At 69.6% G+C, this 25,612-nt stretch carries 26 protein-coding genes; 7 read left to right on the forward strand and 19 right to left on the reverse strand.

The window, feature by feature from the left end; translation table 11 throughout:
- Positions 1–122 precede the first annotated feature (122 nt).
- The 9 genes from ACIBH1_RS14620 to ACIBH1_RS14660 are packed head-to-tail and all read right to left on the reverse strand — an operon-like array spanning position 123 to position 11,223.
- The gene (locus ACIBH1_RS14620; RefSeq protein ID WP_397314209.1) at positions 123–1,610 is read right to left on the reverse strand and encodes an amylo-alpha-1,6-glucosidase; all 1,488 of its coding nucleotides are present in this window, start codon (positions 1,608–1,610) and stop codon (positions 123–125) included.
- Positions 1,610–2,431 (reverse strand): carbohydrate ABC transporter permease, encoded by an 822-nt coding sequence (locus tag ACIBH1_RS14625; RefSeq protein WP_397314210.1) that lies wholly within the window; start codon positions 2,429–2,431, stop codon positions 1,610–1,612. The genes ACIBH1_RS14620 and ACIBH1_RS14625 overlap by 1 nt, the downstream gene beginning before the upstream one ends.
- A complete protein-coding gene (locus tag ACIBH1_RS14630) occupies positions 2,421–3,350 on the reverse strand; it encodes a carbohydrate ABC transporter permease (RefSeq protein WP_397314211.1) in 930 nt (309 codons plus the stop codon). The genes ACIBH1_RS14625 and ACIBH1_RS14630 overlap by 11 nt, the downstream gene beginning before the upstream one ends.
- 2 nt (positions 3,351–3,352) lie before the next feature.
- Complete coding sequence (locus ACIBH1_RS14635; RefSeq protein WP_397314212.1) at positions 3,353–4,627, reverse strand: ABC transporter substrate-binding protein; 1,275 nt, start codon at positions 4,625–4,627, stop codon at positions 3,353–3,355.
- Between the two features lie 15 nt (positions 4,628–4,642).
- Complete coding sequence (locus tag ACIBH1_RS14640; protein ID WP_397314213.1) at positions 4,643–5,374, reverse strand: SDR family NAD(P)-dependent oxidoreductase; 732 nt, start codon at positions 5,372–5,374, stop codon at positions 4,643–4,645.
- Entirely contained in the window at positions 5,371–6,450 is a 1,080-nt protein-coding gene (locus ACIBH1_RS14645; protein ID WP_397314214.1) for an ATP-NAD kinase family protein, read from the reverse strand. The genes ACIBH1_RS14640 and ACIBH1_RS14645 overlap by 4 nt, the downstream gene beginning before the upstream one ends.
- The gene (gcvPB, locus tag ACIBH1_RS14650) at positions 6,447–7,988 is read right to left on the reverse strand and encodes an aminomethyl-transferring glycine dehydrogenase subunit GcvPB (RefSeq protein ID WP_397314215.1); all 1,542 of its coding nucleotides are present in this window, start codon (positions 7,986–7,988) and stop codon (positions 6,447–6,449) included. Before gcvPB ends, ACIBH1_RS14645 begins: the two co-directional genes overlap by 4 nt.
- Positions 7,985–9,295, reverse strand: coding sequence for an aminomethyl-transferring glycine dehydrogenase subunit GcvPA (gene gcvPA / locus ACIBH1_RS14655; RefSeq protein WP_397314217.1), 1,311 nt, complete (start codon positions 9,293–9,295; stop codon positions 7,985–7,987). The genes gcvPB and gcvPA overlap by 4 nt, the downstream gene beginning before the upstream one ends.
- Positions 9,292–11,223 carry a beta-galactosidase gene (locus ACIBH1_RS14660; RefSeq protein ID WP_397314218.1) on the reverse strand — a complete coding sequence of 644 codons (1,932 nt, stop codon included), beginning with the start codon at positions 11,221–11,223 and terminating at the stop codon, positions 9,292–9,294. The genes gcvPA and ACIBH1_RS14660 overlap by 4 nt, the downstream gene beginning before the upstream one ends.
- 82 nt (positions 11,224–11,305) lie before the next feature.
- Between ACIBH1_RS14660 and ACIBH1_RS14665 the strand changes: the two genes are divergently transcribed.
- Both ACIBH1_RS14665 and ACIBH1_RS14670 read left to right on the forward strand, forming a co-directional pair.
- On the forward strand, positions 11,306–11,947 hold the full coding sequence (locus ACIBH1_RS14665; RefSeq protein ID WP_397314219.1) for a GntR family transcriptional regulator: 642 nt from the start codon (positions 11,306–11,308) through the stop codon (positions 11,945–11,947).
- 45 nt (positions 11,948–11,992) lie between these two features.
- Positions 11,993–12,955 (forward strand): pirin family protein, encoded by a 963-nt coding sequence (locus ACIBH1_RS14670; RefSeq protein ID WP_397314220.1) that lies wholly within the window; start codon positions 11,993–11,995, stop codon positions 12,953–12,955.
- Between the two features lie 25 nt (positions 12,956–12,980).
- Here the strand turns inward: ACIBH1_RS14670 and ACIBH1_RS14675 are convergent, their stop codons facing one another.
- Complete coding sequence (locus tag ACIBH1_RS14675) at positions 12,981–13,739, reverse strand: TetR/AcrR family transcriptional regulator (protein WP_397314221.1); 759 nt, start codon at positions 13,737–13,739, stop codon at positions 12,981–12,983.
- A 69-nt stretch (positions 13,740–13,808) separates the two neighbouring features.
- On the opposite strand from ACIBH1_RS14675, the gene ACIBH1_RS14680 reads away from it, so the two are divergent.
- Positions 13,809–14,738 carry an ATP-binding cassette domain-containing protein gene (locus tag ACIBH1_RS14680; protein ID WP_397314222.1) on the forward strand — a complete coding sequence of 310 codons (930 nt, stop codon included), beginning with the start codon at positions 13,809–13,811 and terminating at the stop codon, positions 14,736–14,738.
- Complete coding sequence (locus ACIBH1_RS14685) at positions 14,735–15,526, forward strand: ABC transporter permease (RefSeq protein WP_397314224.1); 792 nt, start codon at positions 14,735–14,737, stop codon at positions 15,524–15,526. Before ACIBH1_RS14680 ends, ACIBH1_RS14685 begins: the two co-directional genes overlap by 4 nt.
- Here ACIBH1_RS14685 and ACIBH1_RS14690 read toward each other — a convergent pair.
- The 9 genes from ACIBH1_RS14690 to ACIBH1_RS14730 all read right to left on the reverse strand — a co-directional run bounded on the left by ACIBH1_RS14690 (position 15,515) and on the right by ACIBH1_RS14730 (position 23,048).
- Positions 15,515–15,835, reverse strand: a complete 321-nt coding sequence (locus tag ACIBH1_RS14690; RefSeq protein ID WP_397314225.1) for a nuclear transport factor 2 family protein — start codon at positions 15,833–15,835, stop codon at positions 15,515–15,517. The two genes, ACIBH1_RS14685 and ACIBH1_RS14690, sit on opposite strands and share 12 nt — an antisense overlap.
- The gene (locus ACIBH1_RS14695) at positions 15,832–16,758 is read right to left on the reverse strand and encodes a low temperature requirement protein A (RefSeq protein ID WP_397314226.1); all 927 of its coding nucleotides are present in this window, start codon (positions 16,756–16,758) and stop codon (positions 15,832–15,834) included. The genes ACIBH1_RS14690 and ACIBH1_RS14695 overlap by 4 nt, the downstream gene beginning before the upstream one ends.
- A gap of 29 nt (positions 16,759–16,787) precedes the next feature.
- Positions 16,788–17,300 carry a hypothetical protein gene (locus ACIBH1_RS14700; protein WP_397314227.1) on the reverse strand — a complete coding sequence of 171 codons (513 nt, stop codon included), beginning with the start codon at positions 17,298–17,300 and terminating at the stop codon, positions 16,788–16,790.
- Between the two features lie 17 nt (positions 17,301–17,317).
- A complete protein-coding gene (locus ACIBH1_RS14705; protein ID WP_397314229.1) occupies positions 17,318–17,560 on the reverse strand; it encodes a 4a-hydroxytetrahydrobiopterin dehydratase in 243 nt (80 codons plus the stop codon).
- Between the two features lie 5 nt (positions 17,561–17,565).
- Complete coding sequence (locus tag ACIBH1_RS14710; protein WP_397314230.1) at positions 17,566–18,399, reverse strand: carbohydrate ABC transporter permease; 834 nt, start codon at positions 18,397–18,399, stop codon at positions 17,566–17,568.
- Position 18,400: 1 nt separating this feature from the next.
- Positions 18,401–19,315 carry a carbohydrate ABC transporter permease gene (locus tag ACIBH1_RS14715; protein ID WP_181612460.1) on the reverse strand — a complete coding sequence of 305 codons (915 nt, stop codon included), beginning with the start codon at positions 19,313–19,315 and terminating at the stop codon, positions 18,401–18,403.
- A gap of 6 nt (positions 19,316–19,321) precedes the next feature.
- Complete coding sequence (gene ngcE / locus ACIBH1_RS14720; RefSeq protein ID WP_397314232.1) at positions 19,322–20,773, reverse strand: N-acetylglucosamine/diacetylchitobiose ABC transporter substrate-binding protein; 1,452 nt, start codon at positions 20,771–20,773, stop codon at positions 19,322–19,324.
- Positions 20,774–20,961: 188 nt separating this feature from the next.
- A complete protein-coding gene (locus tag ACIBH1_RS14725) occupies positions 20,962–22,176 on the reverse strand; it encodes an aminotransferase class III-fold pyridoxal phosphate-dependent enzyme (protein ID WP_397314233.1) in 1,215 nt (404 codons plus the stop codon).
- The gene (locus ACIBH1_RS14730) at positions 22,173–23,048 is read right to left on the reverse strand and encodes a carbohydrate kinase family protein (RefSeq protein ID WP_397314234.1); all 876 of its coding nucleotides are present in this window, start codon (positions 23,046–23,048) and stop codon (positions 22,173–22,175) included. Before ACIBH1_RS14730 ends, ACIBH1_RS14725 begins: the two co-directional genes overlap by 4 nt.
- A 49-nt stretch (positions 23,049–23,097) precedes the next feature.
- Between ACIBH1_RS14730 and ACIBH1_RS14735 the strand changes: the two genes are divergently transcribed.
- From ACIBH1_RS14735 to ACIBH1_RS14745, 3 genes are read left to right on the forward strand one after another with little or no spacing between them, the layout of a single operon-like run.
- Complete coding sequence (locus ACIBH1_RS14735) at positions 23,098–23,688, forward strand: TetR/AcrR family transcriptional regulator (protein WP_397314235.1); 591 nt, start codon at positions 23,098–23,100, stop codon at positions 23,686–23,688.
- Positions 23,685–24,314 (forward strand): class II aldolase/adducin family protein, encoded by a 630-nt coding sequence (locus ACIBH1_RS14740; RefSeq protein WP_397314236.1) that lies wholly within the window; start codon positions 23,685–23,687, stop codon positions 24,312–24,314. The genes ACIBH1_RS14735 and ACIBH1_RS14740 overlap by 4 nt, the downstream gene beginning before the upstream one ends.
- A gap of 26 nt (positions 24,315–24,340) precedes the next feature.
- Positions 24,341–25,255 (forward strand): aminoglycoside phosphotransferase family protein, encoded by a 915-nt coding sequence (locus tag ACIBH1_RS14745; protein WP_397314237.1) that lies wholly within the window; start codon positions 24,341–24,343, stop codon positions 25,253–25,255.
- Positions 25,256–25,612: the final 357 nt, after the last annotated feature.

Below are 25,612 nucleotides of genomic sequence, written 5' to 3' on the forward strand. Positions count from 1 at the left end.
CCGGCGGTCGCGGCGCATCAAGCGGCCGTGATCACCGCCGGGACCCAACGCTGAAATTTCCGTTCCGGCCGTCGAACACGGCCCTGGTCTGCGGCTTCGCCGCCGCGACCGGTGCTGAAATTTCAGGGAGTGGCCGCCAGGTCCAGGAAGAGCGCCGCCGACCACCCGAAGCCGGTCGTCGCCCGTTGAGATCCCTGGCCCGTCAGCGGGTTCCAGTACTCATAGAAGCCGTAGCCCACCAGATCCAGCACCTTCTGCGCGAGCTCGGAGGCGACCTCGGGGTAACCGGAGCGCCTCAGCCCGTCGATCAGCAGGTAGTTGATGTTGAGCCACACCGGCCCGCGCCACATCGCCTCGGGGTCGAACAGCGGGTCGTCGTAGGCCACCGAGGGAACCGGCGCCCAGAAACTCTTCGAGGTGAGGTCCGCCACCAGCCGGTCGGCGATCTCGCGCGGCAGCCGGCCGGTGAACAGCGGCATCAGCTCCAGCGGGGTGCGGGTCGGCACCGGCCGGGTCAGGAAACGCTCGCCGTCCCAGCGTTCGGCGATCATGAGGTCGACCAGGGCCTGGGCCTGGTCGCGCCACGAGTGCTCGATGCCGAGGGCGTCGGCGATGTCGGCCAGCCGGTCGTACTGCAGCGCGAGGTAGGAGTTGAGGTCGGGCGGCTCGGCGCGCGGCCCGTGGTCCCAGATGGGCGAGTCGTCCAGCCCCGACGAGTACGGGTGCAGGTATTCGGCCAACCCGTCGCCGTCCGGGTCGGAGTGCTTGAACCACCACTCCTGCGAGGCGACCAGGCGGTCGTAGACCTCGCGCAGGAAACCGAGGTCGGGCTGCGCCTCGTGCAGCTTCCACACCGCCCACGCGGTCAGCGGCGGCTTGGTGACCGGCACCACCTCGCGCGGCGCTCCCCCGCCGACGTGCTGGTCCATGCGGGCGATGTCGGAGCGCGGCAGGTCGGTCGTCTCGGCGAGCACGCCGTGGTCGTGCACGACGTCGGGGATCAGCCCGTCGGGGCGCTGGTTGTCGAGCAGGATGCGGATCTGCTCGCGCGCCAGCTCGATGTCGCCGTGCCGCAGGCCGATGGCGTGGAAGTAGGAGTCCCAGTTCCACAGGCCGACGTAGCCGTACTTGGAGGGGATGACCGAGGTGCGGCCCCGGATGTCGATCTGGTTGATCGCCAGGGTCCACCAGGCCAGCTCGGCCCGCTCGCGCAGGTCGTCCGGCACCGGCGGCATGCGCTCCAGCCAGGCGCGCCACCGCGCCTCGGCGGCGCCGGGCACCAGGGTGCCGGCGCCGGTGAGGGTGACGGGCAGGACGGCGGAGCCGCCCTCCCAGACCGCCTCGCCCTCGCCGGTGAGCACGAGCGTGTCGGCGTCGGCGAACTCCAGGGCCGCCCCGTCGTCGAACTCCACCCGGTACGGCGACGCGTGCCGTACGAGGAGTTCGCGCGGGCCGGAGAAGACTCGCAGGCCGCTCATGATGGTCGTCCTGGTCAGCCGGGTCTCGTATTCGGCGCGGCCGATCCACAACCCGCGGTCGTCGTCCTTGATGACCAGCAGCCGCGAGCCGCGCTCGGTGAAGGGTCGTTCGTTCAGGTCGAGCTCGACCATCAGCGTCCTCCCAGGCCGGACATGGCCATGCTGTTGAGAATGCGGCGCTGGCCGACCAGGAACGCGACGATCATCGGCACGATCGAGATCGCGGTGACGGCCATCGTGAGCCCGTAGTTGATCGCGCCGTGGTCGCCGGCGAAGCGGGCGACCAGGAGCGGTACGGTGGCCAGCTCCTCGGAGTTGAGGAAGATCAGGGGGAAGAAGTAGCTGTTCCAGGAGCCCAGGAAGGCGATGATCGCGTACGCCCCGAGCCCCGGCTTGATGTTGGGCAGCACGATGCGCCAGAAGATCGTCCACCGGTTGGCGCCGTCGAGTTTGGCCGCCTCCTCCAGCTCGATCGGGACGGCCCGGATGAACTGGCGCAGCAGGAAGACGGCGAACGGGTTGACGATGCTCGGCACGATCAGCGACAGGTGCGAGTCGACCCAGCCGAACTCCGACAACATCAGGTAGAGCGGCACGATGGTGACCTGCGACGGCACCATCTGGGTGGCCAGGAACAGCACGAACAGCACGCCGGAGCCGCGGAAGCGGATGCGGGCGAAGGCGTAGGCGGCCATGGCCGAGGTGGCCAGCGTCAGCGCCACGTTGATCACGGCGATGTAGAAGCTGTTCCAGAAGGCCCTGCCGAACGGCATGGCCGACAGCGCGTCGGTGTAGTTCTCGGGACGCCAGGGGGCCGGCAGCCAGTCGAGGGGCGAGTTGAGCATCTGCGGCTCGCCCTTGAAGGAGGTCAGCACCATCCACGCGAACGGGAAGAGCATCAGCAGGCCGCCCACGATGAGCGCGCCGTGCAGGCCGAGCTGCCTAGGAGTCATAGTGCACGAACCTCTTCTGCGCGCCGAACTGCACCAGCGTGACGATCAGCGTCAGCACCAGCAGGATCAGGGCGGCGGCCGAGCTGAGCCCGAACTCGAACTTCTGGAAGCCGAGCTCGTAGACCTGGTAGACGATGGTCCTGGCGCCGTCGTTGTGCTGCGGGTCGACCAGGACGTAGATCTGGTCGAAGGCCTGCAGCGAGCTGATCAGCGAGACGATCAGGGTGAAGAAGATCGTCGGGGAGATCAGCGGCAGGGTGACGCTGCGGAAGATCCTCACCGGACTCGCCCCGTCGATGCGGGCCGCCTCGACCAGCTGCGGCGGGATCGTCTGCAGGCCCGCCAGGAAGATCACGACGTTGAGGCCGAGCGACGACCAGATGGTCACCACGGCGATGGCGACCTGCACCCAGACGGGGTCCTCCAGCCACGCCGGAAGGGTGATGCCCCACTTCAGGAAGGTGTTGTTGAGGATGCCGTAGTCGCCGGAGGCGAGGATGACCTGCCACATCAGCGCCACGGCCACGGAGCTGGTGACCACCGGCAGGAAGTAGAGCACCCGGTAGAAGCCCTTGCCCTTGATGGTGTTGAGCGCCACCGCGATGACCAGGGCCAGGCCCAGGCCGAGGGGGACGGTCATCAGGGCGAGCTTGAGCGTGTTCCAGATGGCGGTGCCGAAGTCCTGGTCCGTCAGCATCGCGGCGAAGTTGTCGAACCCGACCCAGCTCTTGTCGCCGAGCCCGTCCCACTTCATGAAGGCCAGCGCGACGGCGAAGCCCAGCGGGAAGATCAGGAAGACGAAGAGCCCGGCCACCTGGGGCGCGAGGAAGAAGGCTGCCCACCAGCCGTCCCGGTGCCGGATCTTGGAGACCGGCGCCGGGGCGGCGTGACGGGGCCTGCTCTTGGCGAGCACGGCCATGGCTATCCCAGCTTGCTCTCGACGAGCTGCTGCAGCTCGGTCATGCCCGGCTCGAAGGCGACCTTGCCGGTCCAGACCTTCATCAGGTGCTCGTTGATCGAGGCGGTCAGCCCGGGCACCGAGACCTCCTCCGGGTAGTTGGCGAAGCCGGTGTCGCGCACGTCGAGGAAGGTCTGGGCGTGGGCCGGGTAGCCGTCGAGCACGATCTGCTCGGCGCCCTTGACCGACGGCACCGCGCCGCCGCCCTTGAGCCTGACGAGCTGGCCCTCCTTGCTGACGAACTCGGTGAGGAAGGTGAAGGCCTCCTTGGGGGCCTTGCTCTCCTTGTTGATCGACAGGTAGGAGGCGGCGACCGCGCCGGACATGGGCGAGCCGGTCTCCGACGGGAAGGGCACGATGTCGTAGCTCGCCGGGTCGCCGCCCTTCTTCAGCGAGTCGACCAGCCAGCGGCCTCCGGCGTAGAAGCCGACCTTGTGCTTGAGGAACTGGGTGCTCGGGCCGTTGCCGCTGGGCAGCGCGTCGGCGCTCAGGAAGGTCTTGTCGGCGTAGCCCTTGGCCAGGGTCTCCAGCGCCTGGCGGGACTTGGGGTCGGTGGTGGCGACGAACCTGCCGCCGTCCCAGACCTTGCCGCCGAAGCCGTTGATGACGCTGTAGGTGGAGCCGTACCAGTTCCAGAAGATGGAGCCGGCCTTGCCCGCGCCCTTCAGCTTGGCGTTCATGTCGAGATATTTCGCCATGGTCCACTGGCCGGCCGCGTGCAGCGTCGCCGGGTCCTCGGTCACGCCCGCGGCCTGCAGCGCCTTCTTGTCGTACCAGAGCACCTCCGGGTTGACGTCGTTGGGCATGCCGTAGATCTGGCCGTCCTTCTTGGCCCCGCCGTACACGCCCTCGAAGAAGTCGGCGGGCTTGCTCTTGGAGTCGGGCCCGGCGAGCTGGTCGTTGAGCGGCTGGAGCACGCCCGCCGACACGAACTTGCCGATGTTGTCGTCTCCCACGAAGAAGACGTCGGGCGCGGTCTTGCTGGTGAGCTGGGTGAGGAGCTTGGGATGGTAGTCCTCGTACTTCGGCACCGACTCCATCTTCAGCACGATGTTGGGGTGCTTCTTCATGAAGGCGTCGTTGAACTCCTTGTAGAAGGCGACGTCCTCGGCCGAGCCCCAGGTGGCCCAGCGGATGGTGACCTTGCCGTCGGCCTGCTTGACGCCGGAGCCGGCGTTACTGCCGCTGCACGCGGTGACCGCCAGGGCCAGCGCGGCGAGGACTGCGAGTTTCTTCATTGGGGGGCAACCTTCCTAGGCCAGTCCGCCGCCGTCGACGACGAGGGCGGATCCGGTGATGTAGCTGGCGGCGTCACTCGCCAGGAAGAGCACGGCCTGAGCGATCTCGTCAGGCGTGCCGGAGCGGCCCATCGGCCGGTCTGCGGCGTCCTTCTCGAACGCCGCCCAGTCCTCCCGCAGCTGCCGGGCTTCCTCCCGCAGCATCGGGGTGTCGGTGTCGCCGGGGTTCACGGAGTTCACCCGGATCCCGGCCTTCGCGTGGTCGATCGCCAGCGCGCGGGTCATGTTGACGACCGCCGCCTTGGAGGCGCAGTAGGAGATGGCGTTGCCGCCGCCCTTGAGCCCCCAGCCGGAGCCGGTGTTGACGATCGAGCCGCCCTCGGTCATGGCCGGGATGGCGTACTTGCACATCAGGAAGACCGAGCGCACGTTGACCGCCATGACGCGGTCCCACTCCTCGACGTCCAGGTCGAGGACGGTCGTGCGCCGGATGATCCCGGCGTTGTTGAACAGCACGTGGAGCCCCCCGAACCGCTCCACCGCCGTGTCGACGACCCGCTTGCAGTCCTCCGGGCTGGAGACGTCCGCCTGGACGGCGAGCCCGCCGATCTCCTCGGCGACCCTCGCTGCGCCCTCGCCGTCGATGTCCACGACGACGACGTGCGCGCCGTCCTTGGCCAGCAGCCGGGCGGTCGCCTGGCCGATGCCCGAGGCTCCGCCGGTGACGATGGCGACCTTGTTCTTCACGTGCACTCCATCCGGTAGATCACGCTCTCGCGGTATCCGGTGATCACCCGGACGTGGCCGCTGAGCCTGCTGTCTGTCTCCTCCTCGCCGGTGTCCACGAGCAGGGGCCTGCCGTTGAGGGCGGCGAGTTTCTGCTGGGTGGCCAGCACGAGGAGGTCCTTGGTACGGCCCAGCACCCGGGGGGAGATCTGCTGGTTGCCGCGGCCCAGGACGAATCCCTGGCCGCCGATCGCCGACAGCACCACCACGGCGCCCTCGGCGAGGTCGTACAGATCCCGCTCGGTGACGTCGGCCGCGACCAGCGCGCCGTCCTCGACCACGTCCACGCCGAGCAGGGTGGTGGCCAGGCCCAGGTGCCTGCCGACCTGCTGGGTGGTGGCTCCGGGGCCCAGGACGTAGCGGGTGCCGGGCTCCATGCGGGCCACGACCTCGCGGGCGATCGCCTCGGCGGAGCCCGGCGGGGTGCTCGCCTTCCTGCCCGACAGGCGGTGCCTGGCGGCCGGGACCGTGAGCGTGCCGTACAGCCTGGGGCTCACCCTGCCCTGGCGGTACAGCTCTTCGTCGAGGTCGACCACTTCGGCCTCGGCGTACTCGTCGTGGTCCTCGGCCGCCAGGAGTCCGGCGGCGGCGGGGCTGAGGGCGAAGCAGCCGGAGTAGACCTTGACGCCCGCGGGGATGCCGAGCACCGGGGGCGCCTGACCGCCGAGCTCCCTGACCGCGTCGAGCACGTCGCGTGCGGTGCCGTCTCCTCCGGCGAACAGCAGGAGGCCGACGTCGCGCAGCGCGTGGACCGCGGCGCGGGTGTCCGCAGCCGTCGTCACGGCCGTGGTGACGGTCGCGGTGGACGCCTCGCCCACGAGGACGTCCTCCCCCATCGGGCCGGGGGCCGCGACGATCTCGACGTCCGGCCGGGCCGCGCGCAGGGTCCGTACGGCCAGCGCCGCCCGCTCGCCCGCCCGCGGGGTGGCGCCCCTGGCCAGGGCGGCGCGCTGGACCTCCGGCCCGTCGCTGCCCTTGAGCCCCGCCGGGCCGCCGATCCCGGCGACGGGGTTGACCACCAGCCCGACCCTGGTCACGACAGGTGCTTCCGAACGTAGGCGCGCCAGGTGGGCGCCCACTGCTTGGGGTCGTCGAGCGGCGTCATGTCGATCTTGTGGACCGTGGAGTTGTACGGCGCGCCCTTGACGAAGGCCGGGTCCCGGCGGGCCTCGTCGGCCACGTGGGCCAGGATCGCCGCATACTCGTCCAGGTCCTCCTTGGAGTACGACTCGGTCGGCTCCAGCGTGAAGGGCTCGGGCACGACGTACGGGTGGTGCGAGGTCCAGTAGTGCACGCCGAAGTCGGCCGCCCGCACGCCGATCTCCTCGGAGTGCACGCCGGTCTCCTCCGACAGCTCCTGCCAGGAGTAACGCACCTGCTCGACGCGGCGCTTGTCCCACGGCGCCGATGCACCGGGGATTTGCAGGATCTTGTGCATCAGGTAGTTGTTGTTGAGCACCGCGGTCTCGGCGACCGTGCGCAGGCCCTCGGCGCCGAGCGACATGATCCACGCGTAGGCGCGCACGATGTTCGGCGTGACGCCCAGGCCGGGCCGGATCTTGCCGATCGACTTCTCCGGCGTGGTCAGGACGTATCCGGAGCCGTCGAAGTCGACGACCGGCCCCGGCAGGAACGGGATCAGCTTCTCCGACACCCCGCACGCCCCTGCCGCGGGGCCGCCGCAGGCGTGCGGCGTGGAGAAGGTCTTGTGCAGGTTGAAGTGCCCCAGGTCGAACCCGGCGTCGGCGGCGCGGGTGATGCCCAGGATGCCGTTGGCGTTGGCCTGGTCGTAGCAGGCCAGGCCGCCCACCGAGTGCACCAGCTCGACGAACTCCGCGATGCGCGGGTTGAAGATGCCGGTGTCCTCCGGGTTGGTGATCATGAGGGCGGCGGTGCGCGGTCCGACGGCGGCGCGCAGCGCCTCGATGTCCGGGTAGCCCTCGGCGTCGGGCATCAGCGTGATGATCTCGTAGCCCGCCGTCTTGGCGCAGGCCGCGTTCGAAGGGTGCGAGAACATCGTCGTGATCACCTGGTCGCGGTGACCCTCGCCGTTGGCTTCGTGGTAGGCGCGGATCATCGCGATGTTGGCGTAGATCGCCGCCGAGCCGGAACCCGGCTGGAGCGAGACGCGGGCCATGCCCGAGATCTCCGCCAGCATCAGCTCCAGCCGGTGGTAGATCTCCAGCACGCCCTGGGCGCTCTCGACCGGCTGCTCGGGGTGCAGGTCGGCGATGTCGGCCATGAAGGTGTCGTTGACCTTGGGGCTGTACTTCATCGTGCAGGTGCCCTGGCCGACGTCGATGTTGAGGTCGACGCCGAGGTTCTCCTGCGACAGGCGCAGGTAGTGGCGCAGCACGTGCAGCTGGGAGAGCTCCGGCAGGGCTGGCCTGGACGCCCGCCGCACGGTGTCGGGCAGCTCGACCTTCGGCGCGCCCGGCTCGGGCACGGCGATGCCGCGGCGGCCCGGCTGCGACTGCTCGAAGATGATCGGCTCGTCCCAGCGTGCCTGGTGGAAGCGCCTGATCCCGGGCTTCGGCTTGACCGGCAGTTCGGCGAAGGACTCGGCGCTGTTCACAGGATCTCCTTGATGGTGGCGGCGAGCCGGTCGATGTCGGCGATGGAGTGGCGCTCGGTGACGCACACCAGCACCGTGCGCTCGTCCAGCTGGACGCCGCCGAAGATGCCCCGCTCGCGCAGCCCGGCCAGCAGGCCGGCCGCGTCGGGCACCTCGATGGCGAACTCGCGGAAGTGGATCGCGTCGGCGTGCCTGGTGTGGGGCGCCAGCGCGTCCATGGCGTAGCGGGTGCGGGCCAGGATCGTCTCGCCCAGCTCGCGCATGCCCTCGGGGCCCATGAGCGCCAGGTAGACGCCCGCCGTGATGCCCCACAGGGCGGCGGCGGTGCCGACCCACTCCTTGCCCTCTTCGCGGTGGGCGAAGGAGGTGCGGTCGTAGTAGACGTCGCCGAAGCCGTACTCCCCCTCGACGGCCGTGGGGGCGATGCCGAACAGGCGCGAGGGGAACTCGGCGACCAGCGGCTCGTGGTCCTGGGTGGCGATGTAGCCGGCGTGGCCTCCGCCGTACGACTGGTGCATGCCCAGGGGCTGGATGTCGCCGCAGGCGATGTCGGCGCCGTAGGCGGCGGGCGGGGCCAGGACGCCCAGCGAGATCGGGTCGGCGCCGACGACCAGCAGCGCGCCGTGCGCGTGGGCCAGGTCGGCCAGCTCGCGGCCCCTGGTCTCGACGACGCCGTAGAGGTTCGGGGTCTCCAGGTAGATCGCGGCGTAGGAGTCGTCGAGCTCGACGTCGCCGAACTCGCCGTTGTCCTTGACGGGTGCGATCACCAGCTCGGTGTCGTGGCTGAGGAAGTCGCGCAGCTTGCTCAGCTTGTCGCGGGTGATCGCGCCGCTGAGCAGGACCTTGGAACGATTGGTGTAGCGGCAGGCCATCCGGATCGCGGTGCCCGCGGCCTGGTAGCCGTCGTAGGTGGGGACGTTGACGACGTCCATCTCGAGCAGCTCGCCCATCTGGCTGACGTACTCGAACAGCGCCTGGAAGCGGCCGTGGTCCTCGTACGGCTCGCCCGCGTAGGCGGTGAGGAACTCGCTGCGCGTGTTGACCTCGTCGCACACGGCCGGGACGTAGTGCGGGTAGGTCCCGTGGCCCAGGAAGCTGAGCGCCTCGACGTTCTTGGCGAACAGGCCGCGCATGTGGCGGACCAGGTCCTGCTCGGCCGGGAAGGGCTCGGGCAGGTCGAGGGGGCGGGCCAGGCGCAGGGCGGCGGGGATGTCGGCGTAGAACTCCTCCACGCTGTCGACGCCGATCTCGGCGAGCATCCGCGCCCTGACGCCCGGTTCTGCGTTGGGGATGTAGGGGTGTGTCACTGGTTTCCTTCGACTCTGAGCACGACGGCGCCGCGTGGGGGGAGCTCGGCGTGGCCGTGCATGGGGGTCCGGGTGAGGAGGTCGGTGCCTGATGAGGTGAGTGCCAGGCGCTGCGGGATGGCGGTGTGGTTGAGGAGGAACAGGTAGCCGGCGCGCCTGACCGCCTCGACGCCCTGCGGCAGCTCCATCGGCTCGACGCCGGCCCGCACGAGCAGGTCGAGCAGGAGCGGGGTGGTGTCGTCGAGGCGGCAGCCCACGTAGGTCGCCCGGCCCCTGCGGGTGACCGCGGGCCGGCCGTCGAGCTCGCCGCCCTGGTAGAGCGCCACGGGCTCGGCGTCGTGGAGCCTCAGCCACTCCGTCCACGTGCGGGCCGCGCCCAGGCCGGTCTCCTGCCGCACCTCGTCGTGCAGCGGCCAGAACTCCTCGACGGTCACGCCCAGCAGTTCGCGCAGCGGCCCGGGAGCGCCGCCCTGGTGCACCTGGTCGGCGGGGTCGACGACGCCGCTGAACGGGCCGACGACCACCTGGCCCGGTGCGGTGGACAGCCACGTGGCCGTCTCCTGCGTGCACAGGTAGAGGTTGGGCGCGATGACCAGCCGGTAGCCGGTCAGGTCGCGGCCGGGGGGCACGAGGTCGACGCCGATGCCGCGGGCGTGCAGCGGCGCGTACCAGTCGAGCAGGAGCTCCTTGAGCTTGAGCCGGTCCGACGGCATCGACTCCGGCGCCTCCAGGCCCCACCAGCTGTCCCAGTCGAGTACGAGGGCGACCTCGGCCTGCTCGTAGCTGCCCGCGACCTCCGCCAGCGCCGTGAGCGCCTGTCCGAGCTGGAGCGTCTCGCGCCAGGTGCGGGTGTCGGTGCCGCCGTGCGGCAGCAGCGCGGAGTGGAACTTCTCGGGGCCGTAGCGTGCCTGCCGCCACTGGAAGAACATGACGCCGTCGGAGCCGTGCGCCAGCGCCTGGAGGCTGTGCAGGAGCATCATGCCGGGCGGCTTGGGCGCGTTGACCGCGCGCCAGGACACGGCCGAGGGGGCCGACTCCAGCAGCAGCCATGGCTGGCGCTTGAGCGAGCGCATGAGGTCGTAGCTGAGCGCGATGGCCACGTGCGAGGAGGGGTCGGCCGGGTCGGGGTAGGCGTCGTCGGTGACGAGGTCCTCGGCGGCCGACCACTTCCAGTAGTCCAGGCCGTGCAGGATGCTCATGAAGTTGGTGGTCACCGGCAGGCCGGGGGTGACCTCGCGCAGCGCGGCCTTCTCCGCCTCGAACAGCTCCAGCAGGGCGTCGCTGCAGAAGCGGCGCCAGTCGAGCAGCTGGGAGGGGTTGACCGGGCCGGGCGCGGTGCGGGGCGGCTCGACCTGGTCGAAGCCGGTGTAGTGCTGGCCCCAGCAGGAGGTGCCCCAGGCGGCGTTGAGGCCGTCGACCGTGGTGTAGCGGTGCTCCAGCCAGGCGCGGAAGTGCGCGGCGGAGACGTCGCAGAAACATTCGAGGGTGTGGTCGGCGTACTCGTTGCCGATGTGCCACATCTTGAGCGCGGGATGCTCGCGGTAGCGCAGCGCGATCGTGCGCGCCAGCCGTACGGCGTGCGCGCGGTAGACCGGCGAGCTGGGGCAGTACCCCTGGCGGGAGCCGAACTCCAGCCGCACGCCGTCGGCGTTGACCGGCATCATCTCCGGGTGGCGCCGCACCAGCCACGGGGGCGGGGTCGCGGTGGCGGTGGCCAGATCGGCGTCGATGCCGTGCGCGTGCAGCAGGTCCATGACGCGGTCGAGCCAGCCGAAGTCGTGCGCGCCCTCCGCGGGCTCCAGCCGCGACCAGGAGAAGACCGCGATCGTGGCCATGTTGACCCCGGCCTCGGCCATGAGGCGCATGTCCTCGGCCCAGACCTCCTCCGGCCACTGCTCGGGGTTGTAGTCCCCGCCGAACCTGAGCACCGCACCTCCATCGGGTATGCCATGTAATATTTTGTATTCATAGTGCAGAATAATGAATGACGTCAACCAGTAAGGTGAGGGCATGCCGATCGAGCGACGACCGTTGCGCGAGCAGATCCGCGACGAGCTGCTGCGCAAGCTGGACCGGGGCGACTTCGCCGCAGGCACCGACATCAACGAGGTCGCTCTCGCCTCCGAGCTGGGCGTCAGCCGCACTCCCCTGCGCGAGGCCCTCATCACGCTGGCCGGCGAGGGCGTGCTGGAGAGCAACCAGGGCCGCGGCTTCCGCTTCGCGCCGGTCAGCCGCAAGGAGTTCCGCGAGCTGTGCGAGATCGTGGGCGCGCTGGAGTCGCTCGCCCTGCAGCTGTCCGACCCCGACTACCTGCGCAGGCTCGGCCCCAAGCTGCTACGCCTGGCCCGCGACTTCCCCGACCAGGTCGCCGAGCAGCAGGAGATCGAGCGCCACGACGACGAGTGGCACGACCTGCTGCTCAGCGGCTGCCCCAACGAGCGGCTGCTCGATCTCCTCACCAGCGTCAAGGCGGGCATGCGCCGCTACGCGCACCTGCAGGCGGGCGACGACGCGCCTCTGGAACGCGAGGCCGCCGAGCACTGCCGCATCGCCGAGGCACTTGAGCAGGGGGACCTGCCCGCGGCCACGGCGGCCCTGCGCGACAATTGGGTCAACGGGATGGAACGCATGATGTCCCGGCTCACGGAATAGTTGAAATATAAACTTGGTTGTGTCCCCCGGAAGGGAGACCACGAGATGCCCGCCGTAACCGTCGACAACGTCCTGGCCCTGCCGCGCATCCCAGAAGACCTGGGGACCGGCCGCAAGGTGCTCGCCGTCGAGACCGCTCCCAGCGGATTCGAGGGCGAGGGATTCCCCGTGCGCAAGGCACTGGCCACCATCAAGCCGTCCTACCTCGACCCGTTCATCATGATGGACCAGATGGGTGAGGTCGACTACGCGCCTGGCGAGCCCAAGGGCACGCCCTGGCACCCGCACCGCGGCTTCGAGACCGTCACGTACATGATCGACGGGGTCTTCGAGCACTCCGACTCGCACGGCGGCGGCGGCACCATCACCAACGGCGACACCCAGTGGATGACCGCCGGCTCCGGCATCCTCCACATCGAGACGCCGCCCGAGTGGCTCGTCACGCAGGGCGGCCTCTTCCACGGCATCCAGCTCTGGGTGAACCTGCCCGCCAAGGACAAGATGCTCGACCCGAAGTACCAGGACATCGGGCGCGACAACGTCAAGCTGCTCAGCAGCCACGACGGCGGCGCGCTGGTGCGGCTGATCGCGGGCGACGTCGCGGGCTTCAACGGGCCCGGCTCCACGTTCACCCCGATCACGCTCATCCACGCCTCGGTCTCGCCCGGCGCCGAGCTCACGATGCCGTGGCGCAAGGACTTCAACGCGCTGGCCTACGTGCTGTCGGGCAAGGGTACGGCGGGGCGCGACAAGGCCGCGCTGTCCGCGGGACAGCTGGCCGTGTTCGAGGGCTTCGGCAACCGTCCAGGGCTGGCCACCGAGGCGGAGACCATCACGGTCACCGCGTCGGGCAAGCAGGGGCTCGAGGTGATCATCCTCGGCGGACAGCCCATCGGAGAGCCGGTGGCTCACTACGGGCCGTTCGTGATGAACACGCGGGCCGAGCTGGTGCAGGCCTTCGAGGACTACCAGTCGGGCCGCTTCGGCTCGATCCCGGCGGGCCACTGACGACAGACGCGAGCGCGGGGCGGCATCACGCCGTCCCGCGCTTTCTCATGCCCAGTTCGAAGCCGTCGAGCAGCGCCTTCAGGCCCATGCGCATGATCTCGACCGGCGGTGTGGACCAGGCGTCGTCGTCGAGCGTGCCCAGCGTCGGGAAGCGGCCCTCGCCGATCGCCCTGATCATGTAGGGCTCCTGGGCCTTCCAGAACTCCTCGTCGGACACGCCCGTCTGGGCGGCCGACTCCTGGGCCAGGACGGCCTCGCGAGCGCAGCCGCTGACGAACTGGCCGACCGCGGCCAGGATGGCGACCTTCTCGCGGTCCTTCAACCCGAGCCCCTCGAAGGCTCCCAGGATGAGCTCGACGCCCTCCATGGCGCTCGGCCCGAGCAGCGGGCGTGACTGGTTGACCTGCAGCAGCCAGGGATGTTCCGTGGCGAGCAGCCAGGTGCCCTCGGCCAGGTCCTCCATCGCGGCCCGCCATTCCCCCCGCTGCCACCCGGAGAAGTTGCCCGGAGAGTTGAGCTTGTCGACCATGAGGTCGACCAGCTCGCCCTTGCCGGGCACGTAGCGGTAGAGCGACATGGTGCCCACGCCGAGCTCGTCGGCGACGGCGCGCATGGTCAGCCCGGGAAGGCCCTCGCGGTCGGCGACCGCGATTCCGGCGACGATGACGTCGTCCAGCGTGAACTTGGGCCGAGGTCCCGGCTTGACCTCGTCTTCGCCGGCGCGCCACAGCAGCCGAAGGATCTTCGCGGGGTCTGCCCCACCGCCCACGTGTTCGGTCGTCACAGTTGCCCATTCTATCTGAGTACGAAGTACGCTATTATCTGGGTACAACGTACACAGATAAGGATGCCCATGGATTACTCGATCTACGCCGAAGGACTGCGCAAGCGCTACGGCGACAAGGTGGCCCTCGACGGCCTCGACCTCGCGGTGGCCCCGGGCAGCGTCCTCGGGCTGCTCGGCCCCAACGGCGCCGGCAAGACCACGAGCGTGCGCATTCTGGCCACCTTGCTGCACTTCGACTCGGGAACGGCCAGGGTGGCCGGGCTCGACGTGCGCTCCAACGCCCGCCAGGTACGGCAGCGCATCGGCCTGACCGGCCAGTCGATGGCGATCGACGACGTGCTGACCGCCCGCGAGAACCTGGTGATGTTCGGCAAGCTCTTCCACATCGGCAAGTCCGCCGCCCGCCAGCGGGCCGACGAGTTGCTGGCGCAGTTCGGGCTGGGCGACGTCGCCGGCAAGGCGCCGCAGACCTTCAGCGGCGGCATGCGACGGCGGCTCGACCTGGCGGCCAGCATGATCCTCGCGCCCGACGTGCTCTTCCTCGACGAGCCGACCACCGGCCTGGATCCGCGTGGCCGCATGGAGGTGTGGGACGCCGTCAGGTCGCTGACCGCCCAGGGCACGACCGTCCTGCTGACCACGCACTATTTGGACGAGGCCGACCAGCTCTCCGACCGGATCGTCGTCATCGACCACGGCAGGGCCATCGCCGACGACACCCCCGCCGGGGTCAAGCGGGCCATCGGCGGCGACCGCGTCGAGGTGGTGGCGCTGCGCCCCGACGACGTCGACGCGATCGCATCGGTGGTCGCCCGGGTGGGCGAGCCGGTGGTGGAGGAGCTGCGAGTGCACGCGGCGGTCACCGACCGGGTGGGCTCGCTCACCACGGTCGCCCGCGACCTGCAGGAGAAGGGATTGGACGTGGAGGACATCGGGGTGCGCCGCCCCACCCTGGACGAGGCGTTCCTCAAGCTGACCGAGAAGGTGACCGTATGAGCCAGATTCGCTGGGCGCTGAGCGACTACCAGACCATCGTGCAGCAGGAGCTGACGCACCTGGTCCGCCAGCCCTCCCTGATCGCCTGGCAGCTCGGCTCGCCGATCGTGATGGTGCTGCTGTTCGTTTTCGTCTTCGGCAGCGCGATGGACATCGGAGGAGGCGCCGACTTCACCTCCTTCGCGATGCCCGGCATGTTCGCGATGACCATGGCCTTCGGGTTCATGAACACCGCGATGTCGGTGGCGATCTACAAGGAGAAGGGCTTCATCGACCGGTTCCGCTCGATGCCGATGGCCCCGTCCGCGGTCGTCACGGGACGGGGCGTCTCCGACCTCATCCACGCCGCCCTGGACCTGGTGGTCCTGGCGCTGATCGCGCTGGCGATCGGCTGGCGGTCCGACGGCGGGCTCGCGGCGACGTTGTTCGCCTTCGGCCTGCTGCTGTGGCTGAGGTTCGCGCTGATCTGGATCGGCGTCTGGATCGGGCTGAAGGTGAAGAACCAGGAGGCGGCGGGCAACCTGTTCGCCCTGGCCTTCCCCTTCGGCATGATCTCCAGCGTCTTCACCCCGCCCTCGCTCATGCCCGACTGGCTGGGGGCGATCGCGATGTGGAACCCGGTCTCGTCCACGGCCAACGCGGTCCGCGAGCTGTTCGGCAACCCGGTCCCGCTGGGCGGGTCGTGGATCGAGCAGAACGCGATGCTGATGGCCGTGACGTGGCCGGCGCTGATCACGCTGGTCTTCCTGCCGCTGGCCGTACGGAAGTACCAGTCGCTAGGCCGGTAGGGCGACCGCGGTCTGACGCCAGATGAGGCCGTCGTTCAGCACGAAGGTGCCGAAGGTGGTGAACCTCTGGCCGTCGACCACCATGGTGGCTCGATACAGGAGGGTGTCACCCGCCTCCTGCAGGCCCCCGAGCTCTTCGAGCTTGGGGGCCTTGGCCAGGTAGGCGGCGAACAGGGCGCGGATCTCCTCCCGGCCGCGGGCGACCAGGTCCAGGCGGGTGACCACCGCGTCGGGGTGGTACTGCCGCAGCAGTCCTTCGAGGTCGCCGCCCTCGATGGCGGCGATCTGGCGGGCGAGCAGTTCGTTCACAGCTTCCTCACGGTCCAGAGCAGGGCGGCGGCACCGGCCGCCGAGACGCCGGTCAGCCCGGTCGCCCAGGCGCCGGGGTGCACGATGAGCTGCTCGACCCCGACGCCGAAGGCGACCAGGGCGAGCGAGAGCGGCAGGTGGGCGTAGACCCAGACCTGGCCGGCCAGCCGGGTGCGGCCGACCACCTCCTCGTTGAGGCGGCCGAAGTAGGCCCACCAGAAGGCCGCGGCCACGGCGATCCCGGCCAGGGCGATCGGGAAGTCCTCCGGCTGCTGCTTGAGCCCGGCGACGATGGCGGCGACCACCTCGCCGAGCACGATCACGACGAACAGGCCGAAGCGCTCGGGCAGGTGCTCGTGCTGCGGCGGGATGGCCGCCTGGTACTTGCGGGCCAGGAACGGCGTCGCCAGGTCGACCAGTACGGCCACGGCCCACAGCGGATAGCGCGCCGATTCGGGCACCAGCGGGGAGAGCAGCCACAACGCCGCCGCGGCGGAGAAGCCCGCGACGTAGCGCAGCGCCAGCGGCCTGGCCTGCGGGATGTGCCTGGCCACCCGCAGGTACGCGGCGATCAGCAGGACCCGGGCGGCCACGTAGGCCAGGGCGAACAGGGTGGAGCGGCCGGCCGGATCGCTCAGGCTGGCCGCCATGAGCGCGATGGCGGGGATCTGCGCGAGCCCGATCAGGCGGCTGCTGAGGTCGTCGGTGTCGAACCGGTTGGCGTAGAAGACGTAGCCGGCCCAGGCCCACCAGACGGGGACGAACAATCCGGCGAACACGCCGACCTGGTGGTCGGCGAGGGTGCCCGCGAGCTCGGCGACCGCCACGACGAAGGCGAGGTCGTAGAAGAGCTCCAGCCAGGTGGCGCGACGCTGGCCGGATTCGAGCAGTCGCAGGCGTGGGGGGAGAAGAATGCTTGCCACGTAAGCGTGTAAGCACCCTTATGGCGTGCTTATTCCAGGGTGAGGCAGGCGACTCTGGCCCCTGCCGTACCGTCGGCCTTGGTGGGCTCGGCGTGCACGACCAGCGACCTGGGAGCGTGGCCCGGCGCCAGCGCCCAGCCGTGGCGGGCGCCGGCCCGACCGGCGCCCTCCGCGTCGGTCTTCATGTCGAGCCAGACCTCGCTGTCCTTGGTGACCTGGCCGTGGTCGTGCTGGAAGTGGGGTCCGGCGTCGTCCGGCTCGGCGCCGCAGGCGTTGGTGTGCAGGTGGGCGCCGTAGACGCGGCCGGGCAGGAAGCCCTCGACGTTGAGCGAGGACAGCGTGCCGCCGGCGGCGGAGTCGACGGTGGCGCTGGCCCGGGCCCCGGCGGGGGCGAGCGCGCGGTCGTAGACGACCAGCTCGCCGGCGCCGGAGATGCGCACCCCGCTCTGCGCCGACGGCGAGGGGGTGCTGTGGGCGACCTGCTGCGCGCAACCGGCGGCGAGCAGGACGAGAACCAGGGCGGGCAGGGGCTTGATTGTCACCCTGCCCACACTAGTGATTACGCCCCGTGTTTGGCGGCGATGCCGTCAATGATCTCGGCCAGCTGGTGGTCGAGGTCGGTGAGCCCGCCCGCGTCGTGCGTCGTCAGGACGAGATGGAGCTTGCGCCAGCGGATGTCGATGTCGGGATGGTGGTTGAGGCGTTCGGCCTCGACCGCGATCTCGTCGACGATCCTGATGGCGGTGAGGAAATCCGGCGCCTCGATGGTGCGCCGGATCTCGTTGTCATGCTGGGTCCACATGGACCCTATTTAACCGCTCCCGCTCCCAGGCCCGACTGGATCTGGCGCTGGAAGATGATGTAGACGATCAGCACCGGCAGGATCGCCAGGTTCATCGCGGCGAACAGGGCCGGCCAGTCGGCCTCGTAGCCCGCGATCGTCGAGATGTCGGCGATGCCCTGGGTGATCACGTACTTGTCGCGGTCGGTGATCAGCGCCAGCGGCAGCAGGTACTGGTTCCACTGGCCGAGCACGTTGAAGATCGTGATGCTGACCAGGCCGGGCTTGGCCATCGGCAGCATGACCTGGAAGAACGTGCGGGTGTGCGAAGCACCGTCGATCTTCGCGGCCTCGGCGATCGCCTCCGGCAGCGTGCGGAAGAACGCCGCCAGGAAGAAGACCGTGAACGGCATCGAGTACGCGATGTACACGACGATCAGGCCGAAGAGGGAGTCGTGCAGCCCGACCTGCTTGACCACGAAGAACAGCGGGGTGATCGCCAGGAAGACCGGGAAGGCCATGCCCGAGACGAACAGCAGGTAGATGAGCTTGCTGCCGATGAACTTGTAGCGCGCCAGCACGTAGGCGGCCATGGAGCCGAACAACATCGTGCCCAGGGTGCCGAAGAACACCACGATCACGGTGTTGATCATGTACCGCCCGACCTGGGCCTTCTCCCACGCCCGCACCCAGTTGTCCCAGCGGATCTCGCCGGGCAGCTGGAGCGCGTCACCGAAGATCTCGGTGTTGTTCTTGAAGGCCGCCAGGAACGTCCAGAGCAGCGGCAGGATGATCAGCAGAGCCCAGACGATGAGGGCGAAGTGCGACAGGGCTCCGAAAGGATTGCGATTTCTTCTCATCTCAGAGCTCGATCTTCTCTCGCCGCGTGACGCGGAGGGTCAGCACCGCGAAGGTGATCGTCAGGAAGAACAGGGCGACGCCCATCGCGGAGGCGTACCCCACCTTGCTGTAGGTGAAGGCGGTCTTGAAGATCTCCACCGGCAGCACGGTCGTGACGCCGTCAGGGCCGCCCGCGTCCAGCGTCAGCACGTTCACCAGGGCGAAGCAGTCGAAGGCCGCGATGCCCAGGTAGACCCAGCCGACCTGGAGCGTGTCGCGCAGCAGCGGCAGGGTGATGCGGAAGAACAGCGTGAACCGCCCGGCGCCGTCGAGGGCCGCGGCCTCGAAGTAGTCCTTCGGGATGGCCGACATGCCCGCCGAGAACAGCACCACGTAGAAGCCGACCGCCTGCCAGCACATGACCGCGATCAGCGACCACAGCGCCAGGTCCGGGTCGCTCATCCACCCGATCGGCTCGCCGCCCAGCTTCATGACGACGCCGTTGATCACACCGGCCTCGTCGGGCCGGTAGATCGCCTTCCACAGCACACCGACGATGGCGACGGCGAGCACCTGGGGCGCGAAGAACACGACCTTGTAGAAGGTCGAGCCCGTCACGCCCCGCATGCCCGCCCCGCGCGAGCCTCCTCCCAGGTTGAGCAGGAAGGAGAAGACCAGCGCGAGGGCGAGCACCACGAGCGGCATCACGAGCAGGACGATCCCGTGGGTCCGCAGCGCGTTCCAGAAGACCTCGTCCTTGAAGAGCCTGGTGAAGTTCTCCAGTCCGACGAAGTTCGGCACCGCCTGGTAGCCGTTCCAGCTCGTCAGCGACAGCTGGAAAGCCTGGATGTACGGGCTGATCACGAACACCACGTAGAGGGTCACCGGGACGATGAGGAACCCGATGACGAATCCGTACTTGCGTAGCCGCTCCATTGTCAGTTACGCGTCCCGGGTCTGCTTGGCGATCGAGGAGTCGGCCTTGACGTCGTCGGCCTTCTTCTGGACCTTGTCCAGGTACTCCTCGACGGTCATGCGGCCGCCCATGAGGATGTTCTGCTGCGCCCAGGCGTAGTCGAACAGCTCCTTGTACCAGCCCTCGAAGCGGGCGCTGGTGATGACGTTCGGGCCGGCGGTGTCGGTCGCCTTGGCCGCGGAGGCCAGGCCCGGGGGCAGCTCGACGCCGTCCGCGGAGCCGTTGACGATGGTGAGGCTGCCGGTCTTCTCGACGAAGCCCTTCGCGCCCTCCTTGGAGAGCATGATGCGCAGGTACTCCAGCGCGCCCTGCGGGTTCTGGCCCTTGGCGGTGGCGAAGAAGACCTCGCCGGAGCCGACCTGGATCGCGCCGTACGGCATGGCGTCGCTGGCGGTGACGCTGGGGAAGGGGGCGATGGCGTACTCGAAGGTCTCCGGCTTGTCCTTGGCCATCTCGCCCTCCAGCCAGGAGCCGGTCGGGTAGAACAGGAACTTGTTCTGCAGGTGCTTGACCTGGGTCTGGGTGTGGTCGAGGCCCAGGTAGGACTTGTCGCTGTACTTGGTGAAGATCTCGTGCCACGCGGTGACGGAGGCCTTCATCGCGTCGGACTTCCAGGCGTTGTCGACCAGGTTGTCGATGTCGATGATCGCCTTGTTGCCGCCGATCTTCGCCGCGGTGTACAGCATGTTCCACAGCATGTAGTACGGGCCCTTCTGGCCCGGGTAGGCGAACAGGTGGATGCCCTCGGCCTTGGCCTTGTCGCCCAGCGCCTTGAACTCCTCCATGGTCTGCGGGAGGGTCCAGCCCTTCTCCTCGAAGAGCTTGGCGTTGTACCAGAGGGCGCGCTGCGACACGACGTAGTTGAGCGTCATGTCCTTGCCGTTGAGCTTGCCCTCCTCGAGCGCGGCCGGGGTGACCATGTCGCGGACCTTCTTGCTCGGGTCGTCGAAGGAGGGAGCGTCCCACAGGGCCGTGAGCTCGGCGACGTGACCCTCGGCGGCCAGAGCGGCCACGTCCATGGCCTCGGGGCCGGAGTTGTTGACGACGTCGGGAACCTCACCGGACAGGAAGCGCGGGCGCAGCATGGTGCCGACGTTCTGGGTGCCGGTGTGCTTGATCGTCGCACCCGCGTGGGCCTTGGTGTACATGGGCTGGTGCAGGCCCGTGGCGTAGTCGTCCTTGAAGCCGCCGGTGAAGATGACGACCTCGAGGCCCTTCTTCGCGTCGACGGCGAAGGGGTTCTTCGGGTCGAAGGCGGCGCTGGTGGCGGGCGCGGGGGCGGAAGCGGAGGGTGATGCGGCAGTGCCGCCGCCGGTGGCGCAGGCGGACAGCAGGCCCGCGCCGGGGCCGACGACGACAGCGGTCAGGCCGATCCGGCGCAGCAGATCGCGCCGAGTGATCTCTCCCGGGTGGGACATGCGGGCTCCCGTAGATCTGGATCAAATAGGAAAGTTTCCTAATCGTTTGCCCGCAACGTACGGAGGGACCCCGAGCAGCGTCAAGAGGCCGCAATAGAGACGTGACCTACCGGTGCCCTCTTGTGATCCGGACGACAGCGAGCCCGCCGGTTCCTGACAGAACCGGCGGGCTCACGTGAGCGCCGATGTCAGCCGAAATGGGCGCGCGTCTCGGCGAAGGCGCGGTCGGTGCCCTCCAGCGCCTCGTCCACGTCGGCCTCGGTGTGGGCGGCCGAAAGGAACCAGTTGTGCCACGGATGGATGTAGACGCCGTTGCGCAGGCAGGCGTCGCTCCAGTACAGCGCTCTCGACAGATCGGCGTCGCCCTCGAAGCTCAGCCACGGGATGGTCACCGGGCCCGTCTGGTTCACGGTGAAGCCGTGCGCGAGCGCCTGGCGGGCCAGGCCGTCCCTCAGGCGGGTTCCGGCCAGCTCCATCTGCTTGATGCCGTTCTCGTCGCGCAGGGTCTCGATGGTGGCCTTGGCCGCGGCCATCGCGACGGCCGAGAACCAGAAGGAGCCGGTCGAGTAGAGCGTCTGGGCGGCGTTCCTGAGCGCGTCCGTGCCGGTGACCGCGGCGATCGGGTAGCCGTTCGCCATCGCCTTGGACCAGGCCGTCAGGTCGGGGCGCACGCCGTACGGCTCCCACGAGCCGCGCAGGTCGATGCGGAAGCCCGCCCGCACGTCGTCGATGACCAGCGCCGCCCCGATCCGGTCGGCCAGGGCGCGGGCGCCGCGGGCGAACTCCGGCTCGACGAGCTCCTGGTCCTCGAAGGAGTCGTGTTTGAAGGGAGTCACGATGATCGCGGCCACCTCGCCGTCGTGCTCGGCGGCGACGGCCTCCAGCGACTCCAGCGAGTTGTAGGCGAACTCGATCATGTCGGCCCGCTGGTTCGGGGTGACGCCCATCATCGACGGCGTGCACCACGGGTCGGCCCCGTGGTAGGCGCCGTGTGCCATGAGCACCTTGTGGCGCCCGGTGGCCGCGCGGGCGACCATGAGCGCCTGGGTGGTGGCGTCGGTGCCGTTCTTGGAGAACATCGCCCAGTCGGCGCTCGGCACCGTGTCGACCAGCAGCTCGGCCAGCTCCACCATGATCGGCCCCGGGCCGTTGAGCGTGTCGCCCTTGGCGAGCTGCCGCTGGGCCGCCTCCTCGACCTTGGGGTGGCGGTGGCCCAGCACGATCGGGCCCCAGGAGCACATGAAGTCGATGTACTCCTTGCCGTTGACGTCGGTCTGCCGGCACCCGCTGCCGCTCTCGAAGAACTGCGGGTAGCCGGGGGCGAAGATGGCCGCGTTCAGGTGCCCGTACATGCCGCCGGGGACGACCCTGGCCGCTCGCTCGCGCAGTTCGTTGTCTCTCACTTCAGTCCCTCCAGATCGCCGGCGTCCGAGCCGAGCCCCGTCGCCACCTGCGCGGCGGCGGCGGTGCCCAGGCGGGCCGCCTCGAGAACGTCGTCGCCGCGCAGCAGGCCGGTGATGAACCCGGCGCAGTAGGCGTCGCCGCAGCCGGTCGTGTCGCTCACCTCGACCGGCAGGGCCGGGACGATCTCGCCGTTCACCAGGCTGCCCCGGCCGCCGAGCGTGACGATCACGTTCGGTCCCAGCAGGGCGGCGGCCTGCTCGGCGTCGTCGACGCCGGCCATGATCTTGGCCTGCTCCTCGTTGGGCAGGACGTAGTCGACGTGCGGCAGGAAGGCCTTGGCCATCTGCAGCAGGTCGGGCATCTCCGACAGCAGGTCCATGGTCACGATCGTGCCGCCGGCCCTGACCTCGTCGAGCAGGGCGAAGAAGGCCGGGTCGCCCAGGCCGAAGGTGACGTCCATGCCGCCCAGGTGGACGGCCTTCGCCGATCGGATCACCTCGGGGTCCAGGTCGGCGAAGGTGACGCTCAGGTTGGCGCCGGGCACGTGGAAGCTGGGCCGCCCGCCGTCGGGCCTGATCGGCAGGATCGAGGCGGAGGTCTGCTCCCCCGTACGGCGGCGCAGCCCGGAGACGTCGACGCCGTGCCTGGACATGATCATGAGGAGGAAGTCGCCGAGCTCGTCGTCGCCGATCGCGCCCAGCGAGACGACCTCGTGGCCCAGCCGTACCAGATCGACCGCGGTGCCCGCCGCGGAGCCCGCGGCGGTCAGGCGGATCTGGTCGACCAGGACCGTGTCCTGACCTTCGGGAATGTGCGACACCGGCCTGGTCAGGATGTCCACGATGTGCACGCCAACTGTGACGACGGTCATAAGCGGAATATAGTCGCTCGTCCGACTAAAAAGTCAATACACTGTTCGCATGCCAAAGATCGTGGACCACGACGAACGACGACGCGACGTCGTCACCGCCGCCACCCGCGTGATCCTCCGCGACGGCATCGACGCCGCGACCTCCCGCGCCATCGCCCGCGAAGCGGGGCTGTCCAACGGCGTCCTGTCGCACTACTTCACCGACAAGGACACCATCCTGCTGTCGGCCCTGCGCCAGTCGCATGCCCGCATCCGCGACCGCATCCTGTCGAAGGTCGCCGGCCTCGAAGGCCTGGCCGCGCTGCGCGAGGTCCTGCTCGACAACCTGCCCCTCGACGCCGAGCGCGACGGCGAGACCCGGCTGGAGGTGAGCTTCTGGAGCCGCAGCCTGGCCTCCCCCGACCTGGCCGCCGTCCAGCGGGCCGAGGCCGACGACCTGCGCTCCGCCGTACGAGCCCTGCTGGCGCGCGCGGCCGACGCCGGAGAGGTCCGGGCGGACGCCGACCTCGACGACACCACCGAGCACCTGCTCGCCCTGGTCGACGGGCTCAGCCTGCACCTGCTGCTCTACCCGACACGGCTGGCGGCCGACGACGCCCGTCGCCTGATGCTCGCCGCTCTTGAGAGGCTTGCCCCATGATGCGTGACGTTCTGGTGGAGTACGGCAGGCGAGCGGTCGAGCTCGGCCTGGTGCTCGGCACCTCGGGAAATCTCAGCGTTCGTTCCGGCGACCTGGTGGCGGTCACCCCGGCCGGGGTCGCCCTCGACCGGCTGGAGCCGGAGATGTGCCCCATCGTGGACATCGACGGACATCTGGTGGAAGGCGAGCTGCAGCCGTCATCCGAGACGCCGATGCACCTGGCGATCTACCGCACCACCTTCGCGCAGGCCGTCTGCCACACCCACTCCACCTTCGCCACCGTGGTCGCCACCACCCACAGCTCGCTGCCGCCCGTGCACTACAACGCGCTGCAGCTGGGCGGCGAGGTCCTGGTCGCCGACTACGCCTGCTACGGCACCGACGAGCTGGCCGCCAACGTGAAGGCCGCGATGGAGGGCAAGAGCGCGGCGCTCATGGCCAACCACGGCGGCGTGACGGTGGGGGCCACGATGGAGCAGGCCTTCGAGTCCAACCGGCTGCTGGAGTGGCTCTGCGAGGTCTACGTGCGCGGGCTGTCCATCGGCAAGCCGACCGTGCTGACCGACGACCAGCTGGCCGCCGTGGTCGAGCGGTCGCTCAACCCGCCCCACTTCCCGCGCCGCTGACCGCGCGGATCGTGCAAGACTCCCGCGTGGATCTTTTCACCCCCTTCGTCCCCGGCATCGTCCAGACCACCCGCCTGCGCGGCGGCAGCAAGAAGGGCGTCTACCGCCTCACGCTCGACTCGGGCACGACGCTGATCGCCTACCGCTGGGACGCCGCCGAGGACTACTGGCCGGCCGCCACTCCCGGCGACGGCCCCTTCGACCACGCCTCCGCCCTCGACCTCTTCCTCGCCGCCCACCACCGCCTCACCACCCTCGGCGTACGGTGCCCGCGCCTGCTCGACGTCTTCCCCGACGCACACGTGGCCCTGGTGGAAGACCTCCCGGGCGGCACCCTCGAAGCCCTCATGGAAACCGACCCCGCCCGGGCCGACCCCGCCCGGGCCGAGCCCGCCCTCGCCCGCCTGCGCGAGACCCTCGCCAAGCTGCACGCCGACCACCGCCCCGAACCCGGCAGACTCACCCGGCCCACCGCCCTGACCTGCCCCGAAACCGTCCTCACCCGCGCCCTCGACGACCTCACCGAAGCCGCCGCCCGCGACCCCCGGATGCGCGCCGCCCACGACTCGCTGCGGACACGCCTCCACACCCTCACCACCGCCGTCCGGCCCCGCACCGACCACCGGCTCATCCACGGGGAACTGGGACCCGACCACGTGCTGCTGGACTCGCAAGGCGAGCCGGCGCTGATCGACATCGAGGGGCTCATGTACTTCGACGTCGAGTGGGAGCACGTGTTCCTCCGCCTGCGCTTCGGCGACCGGTACGGCTCGCTGGAGGTGGAGGGGCTGGACGGGGGGCGGATGGAGCTGTACACGCTGGCGATGCGGCTGTCACTGGTGGCGGGACCGCTGCGGCTGCTGGACGGGGACTTCCCGGACCGGGAGACGATGAGGGGAATCGCCGAACACAACCTGCGCGAGGCACTGCGGTGGGCTTGACGGGGTTCGGCAGATCGCAGGCGGATCTTCCGGCAGATCGCAGGTGTGATCTTCGGCAGCCGGCCTGGTCCGCGAGCGCGAACCGCACCACCAGGGCCGTCACCGACCCCGCGCCGGCGGCACACCTCACGGTCGGCGCGCTGATCGAGACCTCCGTCCTCGGCGAACTGGCCAGACAGCTCTCGGGGGACCCCTACGCCCGCTACCGCGATGGCGGCCAATGCAAGGCCGACGCGCCCCGGGAGAACGACGCGGGAGATCGTCCGCTCAGACCGTGCGAGACGACGGCCTTCGCGGGTTCCGCCACCGCAAACGGCTGGGCCTGGGCGAGGGCTTCGCCTGCCTGCTCTTTCGGCC

The organism is Nonomuraea sp. NPDC050663, assembly GCF_044456985.1.
Taxonomy (GTDB): domain Bacteria; phylum Actinomycetota; class Actinomycetes; order Streptosporangiales; family Streptosporangiaceae; genus Nonomuraea.

What these genes read in the sequence shown, in the direction of transcription:
- ACIBH1_RS14630 (WP_397314211.1), bottom strand. Translation starts at nt 3,350, where the DNA reads ATGGCCGTGCTCGCCAAGAGCAGGCCCCGTCACGCCGCCCCGGCGCCG.
- ACIBH1_RS14710 (WP_397314230.1), bottom strand. Translation starts at nt 18,399, where the DNA reads ATGAGAAGAAATCGCAATCCTTTCGGAGCCCTGTCGCACTTCGCCCTC.
- ngcE (WP_397314232.1), bottom strand. Translation starts at nt 20,773, where the DNA reads ATGTCCCACCCGGGAGAGATCACTCGGCGCGATCTGCTGCGCCGGATC.
- ACIBH1_RS14620 (WP_397314209.1), bottom strand. Translation starts at nt 1,610, where the DNA reads ATGGTCGAGCTCGACCTGAACGAACGACCCTTCACCGAGCGCGGCTCG.
- ACIBH1_RS14625 (WP_397314210.1), bottom strand. Translation starts at nt 2,431, where the DNA reads ATGACTCCTAGGCAGCTCGGCCTGCACGGCGCGCTCATCGTGGGCGGC.
- ACIBH1_RS14715 (WP_181612460.1), bottom strand. Translation starts at nt 19,315, where the DNA reads ATGGAGCGGCTACGCAAGTACGGATTCGTCATCGGGTTCCTCATCGTC.
- ACIBH1_RS14670 (WP_397314220.1), top strand. Translation starts at nt 11,993, where the DNA reads ATGCCCGCCGTAACCGTCGACAACGTCCTGGCCCTGCCGCGCATCCCA.
- ACIBH1_RS14680 (WP_397314222.1), top strand. Translation starts at nt 13,809, where the DNA reads ATGGATTACTCGATCTACGCCGAAGGACTGCGCAAGCGCTACGGCGAC.
- ACIBH1_RS14665 (WP_397314219.1), top strand. Translation starts at nt 11,306, where the DNA reads ATGCCGATCGAGCGACGACCGTTGCGCGAGCAGATCCGCGACGAGCTG.
- ACIBH1_RS14685 (WP_397314224.1), top strand. Translation starts at nt 14,735, where the DNA reads ATGAGCCAGATTCGCTGGGCGCTGAGCGACTACCAGACCATCGTGCAG.
- ACIBH1_RS14705 (WP_397314229.1), bottom strand. Translation starts at nt 17,560, where the DNA reads ATGTGGACCCAGCATGACAACGAGATCCGGCGCACCATCGAGGCGCCG.
- ACIBH1_RS14740 (WP_397314236.1), top strand. Translation starts at nt 23,685, where the DNA reads ATGATGCGTGACGTTCTGGTGGAGTACGGCAGGCGAGCGGTCGAGCTC.
- ACIBH1_RS14635 (WP_397314212.1), bottom strand. Translation starts at nt 4,627, where the DNA reads ATGAAGAAACTCGCAGTCCTCGCCGCGCTGGCCCTGGCGGTCACCGCG.
- ACIBH1_RS14730 (WP_397314234.1), bottom strand. Translation starts at nt 23,048, where the DNA reads ATGACCGTCGTCACAGTTGGCGTGCACATCGTGGACATCCTGACCAGG.
- ACIBH1_RS14735 (WP_397314235.1), top strand. Translation starts at nt 23,098, where the DNA reads ATGCCAAAGATCGTGGACCACGACGAACGACGACGCGACGTCGTCACC.